We start from the raw sequence: 13910 nt of genomic DNA, 5'->3' as shown, positions 1-13910 counted from the left end.
TAAGTAGTAAAAACACACAAATGTGTAAGCACACACTTTGAGGGAAAAAGATAAATATGATTTCAGCCTAATCTACAGCGACCTCCTAATGGCGATAAACAAGAAAATAAATATGGAGTAAATAATAAAAAAAGGAACTATATAATCTACCCATCCCAAAACAAGCATAACGCTTATTGTCAATAGTTGAAACCCAAGTCCAAAGGTAGACACTGCAGTCATAAGCCAATTAGGCAGGCGTCTTCCGTTAGCGGCCTTGGCATCGAGCTTATAGATAATAAGGTCAAAGCTCCCATAAAACATTTTATACCACCAAAAAAGGATGTTCACATTTCGTTGTTGTTCCCCTACCATTGCCACGGGAGTCCCAGATTCAAAGATTCGACTAGTCACATCGCCCTGAAACCTATTTCGCAAAATTACATAATAGTAGTTATACAGCGTCCCCTGTAACTGAAGGCCTAAAAAAGCAAGAAGCGTTAAACCAAAATCAGTATTGGTAATACGCCAGAGCACCAAAAATATGAGGATATTCAATACAATATCGGAAACGGAATCAAAATAACGACCGGTATAGGAGGGTGTATCCTTTATTCTTGCCAACTCGCCATCAGCAGCATCCAAAATAGATTTTAAAATAAAAAACATGGCGGCGTACCAATTATAACCATGATACATACACTCAACAGCTATAACCCCGCAGATGAGGAATCCCAAGGTAACATGAATAGGGGTAACGGCAGTTGTCTTAAGTGCGTTCGCAATAAGCCTAGCTATTGGCCTCCCATAATCCGAAAGGTCTAAAAATTTATGGTCTTCCGGTAATTTAGACATTTCTAGCTTTTTTAATGGAGCATTTTTAATGACTTAGCTACCTAAATTTTAAAACAGCACACTATTTAATCGTTATTAAATATACGATTAAATAAGAAGGAAATATTTGCATCAATAAAAAACAAAGATATAATCCTTCCGGAATTCCCTAGAATTGGACAGGCTTTTAATAAATTTGGTAACAACCCCAAAAGCGACTAAATCCTATTTACCCTTCCAAAATCGCCAATTGCAGTAAAATATCATTTTCGGTAATAGGATATGGAATTCCTTCCGCAAGGGACTTATAGACATCTTCAAATAAATTAATATAGGACGATTTAGCAGATTCAATTTTTTCGACTTGTTTTTCGCCATTGGCTGTAATGGTAGTGAGTACACCAAACTTATCGGCTTCCTCGATTCCGAACAACGGGTCCACTGGATTCATTCCCGCCAACAATTGCTGCTCTTGAATATCCGTTCTCGGCTTAACAAAGGTACCCTTGGTGCCATTAAGAACAAATGAGGCCTGTGGCTGCACCACCAACATGCTCATGGTTATAAACACCTGTATCCCCTTGGGATACAACAAATGTATATGCGCATAATCATCGACTTGGGTCTTGGGCCTAAATTGCCCCGTATGCTTTCGCCACTCCAACGGATATCCAAAAAGTGCTATTGCAGCGTCCAATAAATGGGGACCAAGATCATACATTAGGCCGCTTCCGGGCACTGGGGTTTCCTTGGCTATTTTAGGACCTATATGATGGCGGTACCGATCGTACCGCATATGGGCTTCTACCAAAGAGCCAAGCTTACCGGCCTCCAATACACTTTTGACGGATAGAAAATCGCTATCATACCTTCTATTCTGATAGGGCAGAATGCAACGACCAACCTTTTTTGCTTCTGCAAAAAGTTCTTTGGCCTCTGAGCTGGTAACACAAAATGGCTTTTCTACCAAAACGTGTTTTTTGGCCTTTAGTGCCTTCAGTGCAAATTCGAAATGCGTAAAATTGGGCGTATTGACCACGACCAGCTCGATATCATTATCCGCGATGAGCTGGTCAACGGTATCGTAACTTTTAATATCGGGATAACTCTTGTTGGCCAGCTTTTTACTTCTCTCAACAACTGCCATTAAGTGAAACCCAGGATGCTCATCTAAAAATGGGGCATGAAATAATTTACCCGACATTCCAAAAGAAAGGATACCTGTTTTTATTATCTTCTTCGCCATTAACTGGATGCTTTAATTAAGTCATGTGTATTTTACTCACTAAGTGAGATTGGAATGCTACGACACTTGCCCGCCCGTATCGTTCAGGCGGGCGTCGAAATTTTATCAGTAGTTTCCACCCGATGCCTCATGGGCTTGCCCTGAGGTAATCCATTTAAACTGAGAGCCCCTTAATGATAAGGATTGCAAACAGCTACTCCAAACTGGCCAAACTTTTCTCCAAAGTATCCATTTTTGCAAGGGCATCGGCTTCCTTTTGCCTTTCCAGGGCTATAACCTGGGCAGGTGCATTGCTCACAAATCGCTCATTGGAAAGTTTCTTTCTTACCGAAATCAAAAAGCCCTTGGTATATTCCAATTCTTCTTCCAACTTTTTAATTTCAGCCTCAATGTCAATCGCCCCGATCATGGGAACAAAATATTCATTGGACTTCACCCTAAACGTCAAGGCGCCCTCCACCGCATTGTCCACATACTCAATTGCCGATAAATTGGTCAACTTGGCAATGACAACATCCCAATCTTGCGAAATGTCCCCATCATTCAAAACCGCCAGCTGAAGCATTTCCTTCATGGGAATATTCTTTTCCTTGCGAATGGTCCTAACTCCGGCAATTACCTCGGCAGCAAAATCAAAACCTTCGATCAGCTCCTCGTTTATAGCCTGCACGCTTGGCCATTTAGCGATAACCAATGCCTGCTCGGGAGTTCGTTCTGCAATATGCTGCCAAACTTCCTCGGTTAGGAAGGGCATGAAAGGGTGCAATAATTTTAAGTTTTCTTCAAAAATATGGATTACCGCATCAAACGTAGTTTTATCTATAGGCTGTTGGTAGGCGGGTTTTATAATTTCCAATAACCAGGAACTATAATCATCCCAAACCAATTTATAAATGGCCATTAATGCATCAGAGATACGGTATTTGCTAAAATGATCTTCAATTTCGGCAAGGGTCTTGTTAAATTTTGCCGTATACCAATCAATTCCCAACTTGGAAGCCTCTGGCTGTGGCAGATCGGCAACCTCCCATCCTTTAACCAAACGGAAGCCATTCCATATTTTATTGGCAAAGTTTTTTCCTTGTTGACACAATGCCTCATCGAACATTAAATCATTACCCGCCGCAGAGCTTAATAATAGACCAACACGAACTCCATCTGCACCGTAATCCTCAATTAATTTAAGGGCATCAGGTGAATTACCGAGCGACTTTGACATTTTACGTCTTTGCTTATCACGTACCAATCCAGTAAGATAAACGTTTTCAAACGGTTTTTCCTGTCGATATTCATATCCGGAAATAATCATTCTTGCCACCCAAAAGAATAGGATATCCGGACCAGTCACCAAATCGTTGGTGGGATAGTAGTACTCTATTTCTTTATTATTGGGTTCCAAAATCCCGTTAAAAACACTTATTGGCCAGATCCAAGAAGAAAACCAGGTATCCAAAGCATCAACATCTTGCTTAAGCCCATCCAAGGTCAAGTCCGGATTTCCGGATTTTTTCTTAGCCAAATCCAAAGCTGCTTCCTTGGTCTCTGCCACAACAAAATCGTCCTGTCCGTCCCCAAAATAATAGGCCGGAATTTGTTGTCCCCACCATAATTGTCTGGAAATATTCCAATCGCGGATGTTTTCCATCCAATGGCGATAGGTATTTTCGAATTTTTTAGGAAACAATTTAATATCGTCATCCTCCAAAACTGCCTTGATAGCAGGTTTGGCCAATTGTTCCATACTTAAAAACCATTGGTCGGATAATCTTGGCTCTATGACCGCTTTGGTTCTTTCCGAAGTACCAATTTTATTAAGATGCTGCTCGGTCTTTACCAAAAAACCCTTTTCTTCCAATTCCTTTGAAATGGATTTCCTTACCACAAAACGGTCCTGACCTTCGTAATGAAGTCCAAAACTATTTAAACTGGCATCCTCGTTAAAGATATCAATGGTCTCCAGATTATGTTTCTCTCCCAGAGCCTTGTCGTTAATATCATGTGCCGGTGTCACTTTAAGGCAACCAGTTCCAAATTCAACATCAACGTATTCGTCCTCAATTATAGGGATTACCCTGTTACAAATTGGTACGATGGCATTTTTACCCTTTAAATGGGCATAGCGTTCATCATTGGGGTTAATACAGATGGCAGTATCCCCTAAAATAGTCTCCGGTCTAGTTGTAGCAATGGTTACGGTTTCGTCAGAACCTTCTATTTTATAAGCTAAATAGTAAAGTAGACCTTGTCTTTCCTCATAAATTACTTCTTCATCGGACAAGGTAGTTTTCGCCTCTGGATCCCAATTTACCATACGGTAGCCCCTATATATCAATCCTTTATTGAACAGGTCCACAAAGACCTTGATAACCGAAGCGGACATATTGTCATCCATGGTAAACTTGGTGCGGTCCCAATCGCAGGAACAGCCCAATTTCTTTAATTGTTCCAAAATCACTCCACCATATTCATGGGTCCAATCCCAGGCATGCTTCAGAAACTCTTCTCGGGAGATATCTTTTTTATCTATTCCCTGTTCTTTTAATTTGGCGACCACTTTGGCCTCCGTAGCAATGGAAGCGTGATCGGTTCCTGGCACCCAACAGGCATTTTTACCCATTAAACGTGCCCTACGGATCAATACATCCTGCAATGTATTGTTCATCATATGCCCCATATGCAGTACTCCGGTGACATTTGGTGGGGGTATAACTATGGTATAGGGCTCCCTATTATCTGGGGTGGAATGAAAATAATTATGCTTTATCCAATAGTCGTACCATTGGCCCTCTATCTTCTGAGGCTCATATTTTGAAGGAATTTCCATTATTTGGAACAGTTTTTGCTAACCCATAACGGGCGATTACTAATTGAGTGCAAATTTAATGTTAAACATGAAGTAATTCTAAGGTTTTAGTCCAAATAGAAATACGAAACAAAAATAAGTAACGTTATTACATAACAAAAGAATTTTGGAGGTTCATTAAAAACATTTACTTTTGAAATTCACCAAAAACTAAAAATAATGAAAAAAATAGTACTAGTTCTATTTATTGGTCTCTTAGGTTTTGGCCTAACCGCTCAAGAAAATGTAGCGAAAATTAAATTCAAAGCAGAAACCGTTGATTATGGTGATATCGCTAAAGGAAGCGATGGTGTTAGGGTATTTGAATTTACAAATACCGGCGATGCTCCACTAGTTATAAGTAAAGTTAGCTCTAGCTGTGGATGTACCATTCCGAAAAAACCGGATGCTCCAATTTTACCAGGCAAAACAGGTGAGATACAAGTAAAATATGACACAAACAGAGTAGGTCCCATTGCAAAGGCAATTACTGTTATTTCCAATGCTGACACTCCTACGAAAGTCTTAAAAATAAAAGGAAAAGTATTGCCTGCCGAAGGCAAATAAATTCTTCCTTAAAAACAATAAGCTTGTTAGTACTTTATTAAGTATTTAACAAGCTTTTTTTATTCGTGAGATCCGTCTTTTAAAAGCCTTAGGCACATTGAAAGTCGATAGTCTTACGAATCCCGCCTTTTTGGCCGGGATTCCTGTTTAATACCCCGACCCTGAAATCGGTTCCCGAAAGTGACCGTGGCCCGCCTTGGTGTTTAATACACTTTATTTAAAAACGTCTTTAAGGACATAGGTAAGCAACATGTCCTTTTGGTAACGCTCTATTAAGACCTTCACCCTTTTACCTTCCTTCTCATTGAGCAAATGCAAGATTTGTTGGAGTTTGTAATTGTGAACCTTTTTCCCATTGACCGCGAGAATAATATCCCCTTCCTGCAAACCCGCTTCATGACCTGGACTTCCGGCACGTATTCCGGATACTATAATCTCCGGGACCACACTAAGTCTGGTTCTATTCTCAAAGAGAAGCTGCACATTCCCAAAAGATTTCCCATCATCCTTTATTACTACGCCCCTATCATCGGCTAAGCTTTCTGAAATATAACGCACGCCATTATGTTGAAGATCAATCCCACTCAAATTAAAATCGAATGGGTGATCAAAGAGAGCATTTTTACGCAAACTAAGCGTACGGTCTCCATAATTGAACACTAAGGTAAATCTTTTTAAGACCTCTCCGCCCAAACTGCCATTTCGATCTCCAAAGGAAGTTATGGAGTTAAAATACTGCAAATCAGGAAATGCCGCCTTCGCATCCTTAAGTTGAAAATTACCCAAACTAATACCTTCTATTTTTGTCCTCTTTCCAAAAATGCTGCCACTGAGTCCCTGACCCAAAAAATCCTCATAATTGTTTTTGGGGACACCCAGCCCTTTTTCAACATCTTCAAAAAGCCAAATGGCATCAGAACTACCGGAGTCTATTAACAGCTTAACAGGAATGCTGTGTTTATTTTTTATAAATACAGTCCCATGAACATAGGCCTTGTTTTGAACAATGTTCAAAGGCAGTGTTTGGGTCCTTGCTTTTTGCTTGGACTTGAATAATTTAGGGGAATGGAGTTTTAGATATTTTGAGGTATAATTCACCTCAACAACAAAATCCCTAAAGAGGTCATACCCTATAATTCCGTGAACCGGCAAACCCAGCCTGGGCGAGAGGTTCAACTCCTTATCCATGACTACATATAGCAATTGATCGGTATTGACTGCATTACCAATTTTAAAGACGTTGTCACTAGAACTCAAAGCATCAATGGCTTCACCATCTCCAAGACCTTTTATGGCAATCTCCGATACATTGTTAATTTGAATGGAATCCTTATCCAATAAATTAAAAAGTATGGGCCTGTTAACCCCTGAATCCAAAATAAATGAAAGTTTTGTCCCATTCACCTCTACAGGTAGAATAATGAGATTGTTGATCAGTTTAAACTTTACCTTTTGATACTTTTCACCTACAGGCAATTCGTAATTTTGGGAAAACAATAAAACTGGACAACACCAAATAAGGAAAACCATATGTCTTAAAAAATCCATCATTTTTCCATATTTCAGTAACCTATTCCCTTAAATTTACAAACAATAAATTATGCTGCAGAATGATTTAACATATTAATATGGAATCAAATAAGGCTGTTTTATTGTTTTGTCCATATTGATTTCCCATTTTTGCTTAAAATTACAACTCATATGCCATCAATTTCTCGGAGAGGCGCAGCAATGCCGGAATCTCCCATTAGAAAATTAGTGCCTTTTGCTGAAGCTGCGATAAAAAGAGGAATCAAAATAATTCACCTAAATATTGGTCAGCCCGATATAAAGACCCCTAAAATTGCCTTGGATGCCGTTAAGAACAATACCCTTGAGGTATTGGCCTATAGCCGAACCGAAGGAGCTGAAACCTATAGGCAAAAAATTGCTGGATATTACGCCAAGAACCACATACATGTAGCGGCCGACGATATTATAGTTACCACCGGAGGATCTGAAGCACTTTTCTTTTCAATGGGCACTATAGCGGATACTGGTGATGAAATTATTATCCCGGAACCCTTTTATGCCAATTATAACGGATTCGCAAATGAAACCGGAATTAAGGTAGTCCCGATCGTGTCACATATCGAGGATAATTTTGCATTACCTCCCATTGAGGAATTTGAAAAATTGATTACACCTAGAACAAAAGCTATCCTAATTTGTAATCCAGGCAATCCTACTGGATATTTATACAGCAAGGAAGAAATAAAAAAACTTGCCGATATTGTAAAAAAGCATAACCTATTCTTGGTCGCCGATGAGGTGTACCGTGAATTTACCTATGACAATAGGGAGCATTATTCCATATTACAGGAAGGTAGTTTGGCAGAACATGCCATTATAGTTGACTCGGTTTCCAAAAGATATAGCATGTGCGGCGCCAGAATTGGATACTTGGTCTCTAAAAACAAGGAGGTAATACAGACTGCCCTAAAATTTGGACAGGCACGCCTATCGCCACCTACCTATGCGCAGATTGCAAGTGAAGCTGCCTTGGATACCCCACAGAGTTATTTTGATGACGTAAAAAAGGAGTATGAGGAGCGTAGAAATATCCTTATCACTGAACTGAACAAAATTGAGGGCGCGGTAGTTGCCAAACCGCAGGGTGCCTTTTATTGTATAGTAGAATTGCCAATTGAAAATGCCGATACATTTGCAAAATGGCTATTGGAAGATTTCAATTTGGATGGGGAGACCGTAATGGTAGCGCCAGCTGCAGGTTTCTATGCCACTGATGGTTTGGGCACAAACCAGATCAGAATTGCCTATGTTTTGGAAAAAGAGGAGCTTAAAAGAGCAGTTCACATTCTAAAGGAAGCCTTAAAGGTGTATGCCAATTAATGGAAGTACAACGAGACATATCCCTTAAGAAGTACAATACTTTTGGTATAGAGGCAAAGGCAAAATTCTTTTGTGAAATAAACTCGATCGAGGGGCTTAATAAAGTTCTGTCGCTTAAGGATTATCCCAATTTTTTTGTCCTTGGGGGTGGAAGCAATATGTTGATCACAAGGGATTTGGAAGACCTGGTGGTGTATATTAATATGAAAGGTATTGATATATTATGGGAAAATGCGGACGAGGTATGTATTAAAGTCAATGCCGGTGAAAATTGGCATCAAATGGTGTTATGGACCCTGGATCAAAATTATGGAGGCCTGGAGAATTTATCCCTAATTCCAGGAAACACCGGTACCGCGCCAATTCAAAACATAGGTGCCTATGGGGTTGAACTCAAGGATACCTTTGTAAGTTGCGAGGCAATGGAAATAGCCAACCAACAAATTAAGACCTTTACCAAGGAAGATTGCCAGTTCGGATATCGGGATTCTTATTTTAAAAATGAAGGGCTTGGAAAATTTATAATAACTTCGGTCAATCTTAAATTATCCAAAAGAAATCATATTCTACATGTAGGTTATGGGGCCATTGTTTCAGAATTACAAAATAAGGGCATCACCAACCCAAGTATTAAGGACGTCTCCAACGCGGTTATAGCCATAAGAAAAAGCAAGTTGCCAGACCCCAAAGAATTGGGGAACAGCGGAAGTTTCTTCAAAAATCCAGTAGTAAGCAAGCGAGAATTCGATAAATTTACCAAGACATACCCTGAAGCCCCTTTTTATAAGGTGTCCGAAAAGGAATATAAGATACCGGCAGGTTGGTTGATTGAGCAATGTGGATTTAAAGGAAAGCGATTCGGGGATGCCGGCGTTCATAAGAATCAGGCGCTGGTATTGGTAAATTACGGCCATGCAACAGGCCAGGAGATAATCGATCTTGCGGAAAAAATTATAGAAAGCGTAATGAAAAGGTTTGGAATCGGAATTACCCCAGAGGTCAATATCATAAAATAGCCCCTGACACATAATGACAGGGGCTATACCAAACCAAACTAACCAAAAATTAAATGAACAGTTACCAGCTGTCCATTTATCCAATAAAACGCTAAGTATAACAATCAATTTTATAATTTAGCGTTTGTGTATATACGAGAAGAATTACGTTATTGGATGATTACCAAGAATCTTTTTTTTGAGAACACACTTATTATATGAGCATATTACTTGAAAATCATATTGTTGAGCTCCTTCAAGAGCGAAATGACAAGGCCATTTCACTCCTATATGAACACTATGGGGATACCTTATACGGTGTTGCTTACAAAGTGGTGCGCGATGAAGATTTGGCCCAAGACGTGGTACAGGAAAGTTTTGTTAAAATATGGAAGAAATCTGATTCCTACGACCCTACCAAAGCAAAATTATTTACTTGGCTTTTTAGGATTACCCGCAATACGGCCATAGACAAATTACGAAGTGCAAACAACAAATCCGACAAAGAAATCCAAATGGACGTTTCCGACGTATATAAACTAGGAACTGAAGGAATAATTCCCGAGTTGATGGACGTTCAGGATAATTTGGATAAAATAGATTCAAAATATCAAATTGTATTGGACGCCTTATTTTTTCAAGGAATGACCCAACAGGAGGCAAGCGATGAATTGGACATACCACTAGGCACTATTAAATCTAGATTAAAAATAGGTCTAAGGGAATTAAAGAAAATATATGGTTCAAGCATGGTGCTCGCACTTTTACTAAGTTTATTTATGAATTAAAGCACAACGTTGATTATACAAAGGCCCAACAATTCAGCTGACCTAAAAGCATATCCAACCCAGTGGTGCTACAAAAACAAAAGCCATGAAAGAGAAAATTAAAATATTTTTAGAAACAGACCTCCTTGAGAAATATCTCTTGGGAACAACCAATCAGGAGGAAGCATTGCAGGTAGAAAGATACATCGCCATGTATCCTGAAGTAAGGAATACCTACATTGAACTACAGGAAAACCTTGAAATATTTGCCAAGTTACACGCCATTAAGACTCCGGCAGGCCTAAAAGAAAGGATTCAAAATAGGGTCAAAGCGGAGAATTCCATCAGATCAAAATTCTTTAAGTACGCTATAGCGGCCAGTTTTGCTGCCCTATTATTTGCGGGAGCGTCCTATTTCTTTTGGAACCAGAACCAAAGTTTACAAGAGGAAAATGTTATTGTGAACAATAAGATTCAAAACTTGGAGGAAAATATGCGTTTGCAGTTGGAGGATGTTAGAAATCAATTCATAGTTCTTAACAATCCTAGAACAAAGCGACTGACGGTGCAGGGCAACAACAAGGCCAAAGAACTTAAGGCCGTGGCCTATGTTAATCCTGTAAAAAAACTATCCTATATTAATGTGAGTAAATTGCCCAACCTACCGGAAAACCAGTGCTACCAAATGTGGGCAGAGGTCAATGGCCAAATGCTTAACCTGGGAGTAATACAGGAAGCGAGCAACAGTGAAAAATTAATGGCCCTACCCTATGGAGAGAATGCTGTTGGATATATTACCATAGAACAAAAAGGAGGTAATTCCAGTCCTACAATAGAAAATATAGTGGCCAATATCTCCTATTAGGAACCAAGATTTAAAGTAATCCCAATCCTTCTTGGGAAGGTTATAAATTTCATATCTTTGCATTAAATAATGCAGGGATATGAAATTTTTACTTTTAACTATAGGGCTACTTGCACTTGCTTTTGCAGGTATAGCAATAAAAATATGGTCTAAAAAAGATGGCAAATTTGCAGGAACATGCGCCAGTCAAAGTCCATTTTTAAACAAGGAAGGTGAAGCATGTGGCTATTGCGGCAAACTTCCTACCGAACAGGACTGCAGAAAAGATTCCATAACACAATAGCCTTTATTGCACATTATATAAAACCTTATCTTGGACAAAACCGAAGAACCACTTCCCCAACTTATTGAAAAAGCCAAAATGGGCAATCAGATTGCCTTTAGCGCATTATTAAATAGCTTTTGGAACGACGTATACGGGTTTCAATTGATCCGGACCAAAAATGAGAATGATGCAGAGGATATAACAATCCAGACATTTTCCAAAGCTTTTGACAAGATTCACACCTTCGACGATTCCTACCAATTTAAAACGTGGTTGATAACCATTTCCAAAAATTTGCACATCGATTTAATTCGGAAGAGCAAAAGAAACGTCATACATGGCAACCAGGAAAACAGCAACGAAGCTATAAAGAAGGTTTTGGATGAAGGCCCTTCCCCTGAGGATAGTTTAATTACAGAACAAAACTTGGCCGCTCTGTTGGAATACATTAAAAGATTAAAGCCACATTACCAAGAAGTAATAAATCTTAGATATTTCCAAGAGCTCCCTTATGCAGAAATAGCTGAAAAATTGGGGGAACCCGTCAATAATGTAAAAGTGAAATTATTACGGGCCAAAAGGCTTCTAGCGGAAATTATTAAAAACAAACAATAGGCGGTTTTTTGGATCACTATACTTTGCCCCAAATTGGCATTTTAACTATATCCCATTTCGTATATTTGCATAAAATCATAGTATGAGTATTGAAACTACAGAAAGTGTGATTCCTCCAAAAGGCAAACCCAAATGGTTAAGGGTTAAACTTCCGACAGGTAAAAAATACACCCAATTAAGGGGATTGGTGGATAAATATAACCTTCACACCATCTGTACTTCGGGCAGTTGTCCCAATATGGGCGAATGTTGGGGAGAAGGTACCGCCACATTTATGATTCTAGGAAACGTCTGTACCCGCTCCTGCGGATTTTGCGGTGTAAAAACGGGAAGGCCAGAAGATGTGGACTGGGAAGAACCGGAAAAAGTGGCCAGATCCATAAAAATTATGGATATTAAACACGCTGTTATCACTTCTGTGGATCGGGACGACCTCAAGGATATGGGCTCTATAATATGGGCCGAAACGGTTAAGGCCATTCGGAGAATGAATCCCACCACTACATTGGAGACCTTGATTCCCGATTTTCAAGGTATCACAACCCATTTAGATCGCATACTTGCTGTTGGGCCAGAAGTAATATCCCACAACATGGAAACGGTAAAAAGATTAACTAGGGAAGTTCGAATACAGGCGAAATACGAAAGGAGTTTGGGCGTCCTTGCCTACTTAAAAGAAAATGGTGCCAACCGTACCAAGTCCGGAATAATGTTGGGACTTGGCGAAAGGGAGGAAGAGGTAATCCAAACCATGGAAGACCTTAGAGCGGCGAATGTTGACGTGGTTACCATTGGACAGTATTTGCAGCCGTCAAAAAAACATTTACCGGTGAAGGAATTTATTTTACCTGACCAATTTAAAAAGTATGAGGAAATAGGGCTTCAACTTGGTTTTAGACATGTAGAAAGTGGAGCTTTGGTCCGTTCTTCATACAAAGCGCACAAGCACATCAAGTAGGTTATTCCTACCCCCAACATCTAAAATATAATTCCGTATTTATACGGATAAAATGGCTTACCACTTTATATGAAACGGATTAACATTGGTATAAACGGCTTCGGCAGAATTGGTCGTACCCTATTTAGACTTCTTAGCGATCAACCCCATTTAAGGGTGGTGGCCATAAATGATTTGGCGGATGCACGTACATTGTCACATTTATTAAAGTATGATAGTATACACGGAGTATTTCAGAAAGAAGTCTCCCATAATGACAATCAAATTATTGTCGGGGATAATAAGGTAAGCTTGTTAAACCACAATTCTCCAAATGATATTCCTTGGTCCAACTATGAAGTGGATATTGTTGTTGAAGCAACTGGGAGGTTCAAGGACCGATCCACCTTAACCCAGCACTTGAAAAACGGGGCAAATAAAGTTATTCTTTGCGTACCACCAACGGAAGATGATATAAAAATGGTGGTATACGGAATAAACCATGAAACCATAGATCAAACGGATGACATTATTTCCAATGCCTCCTGTACCACGAACAATGCGGCACCTATGATCAAGGTAATTCAGGACTTGTGTGGTATAGAACAGGCCTACATCACCACTATACATTCCTATACCACGGACCAAAGTCTGCACGACCAGCCACATAAAGACCTAAGAAGGGCTAGGGCTGCCTCACAATCAATAGTACCTACGACCACCGGAGCCGCCAAGGCTTTAACAAGAATATTCCCAGAGTTATCCGATGTTATTGGAGGCTGTGGAATACGCGTACCTGTGCCCAATTGCTCCTTAACCGACATTACTTTTAATGTTAAAAGACAAACCTCAATAGAGGAAATTAATAATGCTTTTTTTAATATTTCGCAAAAGGAACTTAAAAACATTCTATATTACACAAAAGATCCCATAGTTTCTATCGATATAAACAATACTTATTACTCTTGTACGTTTGATTCTCTGATGACCTCGGTTATCGGCAAAATGGTTAAAATCATTGGATGGTACGACAACGAAACCGGGTATAGTAGTAGAATTGTAGATTTAATTAACTTTATAATACGTAAACAATACGTTTGAGACAT

The 13910-nt window shown here is 39.5% G+C and carries 13 protein-coding genes; 9 read left to right on the top strand and 4 right to left on the bottom strand.

The window, feature by feature from the left end; translation table 11 throughout:
• Window positions 1-72: 72 nt before the first annotated feature.
• The 3 genes from CWD91_RS19725 to CWD91_RS19715 all read right to left on the bottom strand — a co-directional run bounded on the left by CWD91_RS19725 (window position 73) and on the right by CWD91_RS19715 (window position 4883).
• Window positions 73-834 (bottom strand): CDP-alcohol phosphatidyltransferase family protein, encoded by a 762-nt coding sequence (locus tag CWD91_RS19725; protein WP_103442703.1) that lies wholly within the window; start codon window positions 832-834, stop codon window positions 73-75.
• Window positions 835-1042: 208 nt separating this feature from the next.
• Complete coding sequence (locus tag CWD91_RS19720; RefSeq protein ID WP_103442702.1) at window positions 1043-2059, bottom strand: Gfo/Idh/MocA family oxidoreductase; 1017 nt, start codon at window positions 2057-2059, stop codon at window positions 1043-1045.
• Between the two features lie 193 nt (window positions 2060-2252).
• On the bottom strand, window positions 2253-4883 hold the full coding sequence (locus CWD91_RS19715) for a valine--tRNA ligase (protein ID WP_103442701.1): 2631 nt from the start codon (window positions 4881-4883) through the stop codon (window positions 2253-2255).
• Between the two features lie 198 nt (window positions 4884-5081).
• Here CWD91_RS19715 and CWD91_RS19710 point away from each other — a divergent pair, with 198 nt between their 5' ends.
• Window positions 5082-5468 (top strand): DUF1573 domain-containing protein, encoded by a 387-nt coding sequence (locus CWD91_RS19710; RefSeq protein WP_103442700.1) that lies wholly within the window; start codon window positions 5082-5084, stop codon window positions 5466-5468.
• A 213-nt stretch (window positions 5469-5681) separates the two neighbouring features.
• Here CWD91_RS19710 and CWD91_RS19705 read toward each other — a convergent pair whose 3' ends face one another.
• A complete protein-coding gene (locus CWD91_RS19705; protein ID WP_239985880.1) occupies window positions 5682-7019 on the bottom strand; it encodes an aspartyl protease family protein in 1338 nt (445 codons plus the stop codon).
• Between the two features lie 150 nt (window positions 7020-7169).
• Here CWD91_RS19705 and CWD91_RS19700 point away from each other — a divergent pair, with 150 nt between their 5' ends.
• The 8 genes from CWD91_RS19700 (at window position 7170) to gap (ending at window position 13905) form a co-directional block, all read left to right on the top strand.
• Window positions 7170-8360 (top strand): pyridoxal phosphate-dependent aminotransferase, encoded by a 1191-nt coding sequence (locus CWD91_RS19700; protein WP_103442699.1) that lies wholly within the window; start codon window positions 7170-7172, stop codon window positions 8358-8360.
• On the top strand, window positions 8360-9376 hold the full coding sequence (gene murB / locus CWD91_RS19695; RefSeq protein ID WP_103442698.1) for a UDP-N-acetylmuramate dehydrogenase: 1017 nt from the start codon (window positions 8360-8362) through the stop codon (window positions 9374-9376). Before CWD91_RS19700 ends, murB begins: the two co-directional genes overlap by 1 nt.
• A 197-nt stretch (window positions 9377-9573) precedes the next feature.
• Complete coding sequence (locus CWD91_RS19690; protein ID WP_103442697.1) at window positions 9574-10143, top strand: RNA polymerase sigma factor; 570 nt, start codon at window positions 9574-9576, stop codon at window positions 10141-10143.
• Window positions 10144-10228: 85 nt separating this feature from the next.
• Window positions 10229-10987: an anti-sigma factor domain-containing protein gene (locus CWD91_RS19685; protein WP_103442696.1), complete on the top strand. Its 759-nt coding sequence runs from the start codon at window positions 10229-10231 to the stop codon at window positions 10985-10987.
• 79 nt (window positions 10988-11066) lie between these two features.
• Window positions 11067-11270, top strand: a complete 204-nt coding sequence (locus tag CWD91_RS19680; RefSeq protein ID WP_103442695.1) for a membrane or secreted protein — start codon at window positions 11067-11069, stop codon at window positions 11268-11270.
• 30 nt (window positions 11271-11300) lie between these two features.
• Window positions 11301-11867 (top strand): RNA polymerase sigma factor, encoded by a 567-nt coding sequence (locus CWD91_RS19675; protein WP_103442694.1) that lies wholly within the window; start codon window positions 11301-11303, stop codon window positions 11865-11867.
• Window positions 11868-11949: 82 nt separating this feature from the next.
• Window positions 11950-12825 (top strand): lipoyl synthase, encoded by an 876-nt coding sequence (gene lipA, locus CWD91_RS19670; RefSeq protein ID WP_103442693.1) that lies wholly within the window; start codon window positions 11950-11952, stop codon window positions 12823-12825.
• A gap of 69 nt (window positions 12826-12894) precedes the next feature.
• Window positions 12895-13905, top strand: coding sequence for a type I glyceraldehyde-3-phosphate dehydrogenase (gene gap, locus CWD91_RS19665; RefSeq protein WP_103442692.1), 1011 nt, complete (start codon window positions 12895-12897; stop codon window positions 13903-13905).
• The last annotated feature ends 5 nt before the right edge of the window (window positions 13906-13910 follow it).

Source organism: Arenibacter hampyeongensis (assembly GCF_002909255.1).
Taxonomy (GTDB): Bacteria; Bacteroidota; Bacteroidia; order Flavobacteriales; family Flavobacteriaceae; genus Arenibacter; species Arenibacter hampyeongensis.
Note: the sequence above shows the minus strand (reverse complement) of the source record. Positions and strands in the feature narration are given on the sequence as shown.